Source organism: Stieleria sp. (genome assembly GCF_041595215.1).
Classification (GTDB): Bacteria; Planctomycetota; Planctomycetia; order Pirellulales; family Pirellulaceae; genus Stieleria; species Stieleria magnilauensis.
The window spans coordinates 1-1,957 of the sequence record NZ_JBFHKV010001349.1 but is presented as its reverse complement, the minus strand read 5'-3'; the positions used below and the strand labels follow the sequence as shown (position 1 = coordinate 1,957).

At 59.0% G+C, this 1,957-nt stretch carries 2 protein-coding genes and 1 pseudogene; 2 read left to right on the top strand and 1 reads right to left on the bottom strand.

Annotated features, from left to right (window positions below):
• Together ABX749_RS31195 and ABX749_RS31190 are read left to right on the top strand one after the other, a co-directional pair.
• A partial coding sequence (locus ABX749_RS31195) for a malic enzyme-like NAD(P)-binding protein (RefSeq protein ID WP_372899471.1) occupies nucleotides 1-592 on the top strand: 592 nt, incomplete at its 5' end.
• Between the two features lie 73 nt (nucleotides 593-665).
• The gene (locus ABX749_RS31190) at nucleotides 666-1,790 is read left to right on the top strand and encodes a DUF6807 family protein (protein WP_372899470.1); all 1,125 of its coding nucleotides are present in this window, start codon (nucleotides 666-668) and stop codon (nucleotides 1,788-1,790) included.
• Here ABX749_RS31190 and ABX749_RS31185 read toward each other — a convergent pair.
• Nucleotides 1,749-1,957 (bottom strand): annotated as a pseudogene (locus tag ABX749_RS31185) (low molecular weight phosphotyrosine protein phosphatase); the annotation flags it as partial. The gene ABX749_RS31190 and the pseudogene ABX749_RS31185 sit on opposite strands and share 42 nt — an antisense overlap.

Sequence of the window (1,957 nt, the reverse complement as noted above, 5' to 3'; positions counted from 1 at the left end):
GCAAGCCGGCGTCACGGACATCGTCGTCTGTGACAGCAAAGGCGCGATCCACAAGGGACGCACCGACATCGCTCATAACTCGATCAAGGTTTGGCTGTCCGAACACACCAATCAAGACGGACAATCCGGGACGCTCTCGGACGTGATCCGGGGCAAGGATGTATTCGTGGGAGTCAGTGTCGCCAATGTGCTGACCGGTGACGATGTCGCTTCGATGGGAAAAGATGCCGTGGTGTTTGCGCTGGCCAATCCGAACCCGGAGATCGACCCCAAGGTCGCCGACGAGCACGTGCAAATCGTCGCGACCGGACGCAGTGACTATGCCAATCAGATCAACAACGTGCTATGTTTTCCCGGTCTATTTCGCGGCGTCTTGGACGTTCGTGCCAGTGCCATCAACGACGCGATGAAGCTGGCCGCCGCCGACGCGATCGCCGACGTGATCTCGCCGGAAAATCTGACCAACCACTACGTCATTCCCAGCGTCTTTGATCGTCGTGTTTGTGGCGAGGTGGCCAAAGCCGTCGCCCAATCGGCGTTGGAGACCGGCGTCGCGCGGCGACGCACCAAGCAGGCCTACCGAGTCGTTTAGCCGGACGCTTGTGACTGCGGCGTTTGCTACAATCGTCCGGTGGTTCTTTCCTCCGACGAGCTCTGGTCCGGCAATGTTGAATTCATCATTTTGGCGTCGTCTCTCCCTCACCGCCGTGTTCCTGTCCTCGCTGATCGCGTCTGACGGAGCGCAGTCCCAGGATGCGGCGCCAGCACAGAGCGATACCGGACCGCCTCCGAAACAGTTGTTTCGCTGTGTGCAATCCAAGGATCACGTGATCGTTTATTGCGGTCGATCCGAGGTCTTGCGATACAACATCGCTGCACCCAAGGCGCCCGAAGGGATCGATCCGACGTACCAACGCAGCGGCTACATTCACCCGATCTATTCGCCGGCCGGTCGAATGGTCAGCGGTGACTTTGCCGCCGATCATCCGCATCAACACGGGTTGTTCGCCGCGTGGACGGACACCAGTTTTCGTGGCAAGAAGGTGGATTTCTGGAATCAACTCAAGCAGCTCGGCGTGGTGCTTCACGATCGAGTGATTGCGGTCGGCGACGAAGGCGAAAGCACCGAGTTTTCCGTCGCGGTCAGACACTATGCCATCGATGACCAGGGAGTGCGTGAAGCGATTCTGGACGACGTCTGGACGGTCAGCGTGACCGGGGTGAGCACCGGAGTGAGCGGCGAAAACGATTCCGGCGCGGATCAAAAAACGACTCGTTATCTGATCCAGTTTTCGACCGAACAAACCAACATCACCGAGCACCCGCTAACGATCAACGAGTATCACTACGGCGGAATCGGATTTCGCGGCAACAACGCTTGGTTTTCCGGTCCATCGGCTAAAGCCCTGGCCGCATTCGTGAAACAACCGCAGGCCGACGCGCCCCCGTTGGAATTGACGCGGCATCGGTTTCTCACCAGCGAAGGCCATGATCGTCGACTCGGCAACCACAGCCGTCCCGAATGGGCCGCGCTGTTCGGAATCGTGGACCAGACGCAGGGTCAGAACCACATTGCCGGTGTCCGAGTCACTCCATCACCGCTCAATGAGCGTTATCCCGATCCGGTTCGACTGCATCCGACGAAGCCGTATTTCAGCATCTCGCCGTGCGTCGTCGGTGCGTTTGATATCGGCCCGGGCCAGACCTATCGGGCACGCTATGACTTTGAAGTCTTCGATGGCATGCCGTCACTCGACGAAGCCGTCGTCGAAGATGGCTTCGCCCGCTAGCGTCTGCAAGATGATCGGGCAGCCCTCTTCGAGCATGTCCAACACTTCATCGAACCCTTCTGCTTCGCCGTAGTAGGGATCGGGTACATCGTTTGGCCAGTTGTCATCCAGGTAGTCGCTAAAGACCCGGATGTGCTGGGTCGGCCGACCGGCCAATGCCGTCAGGT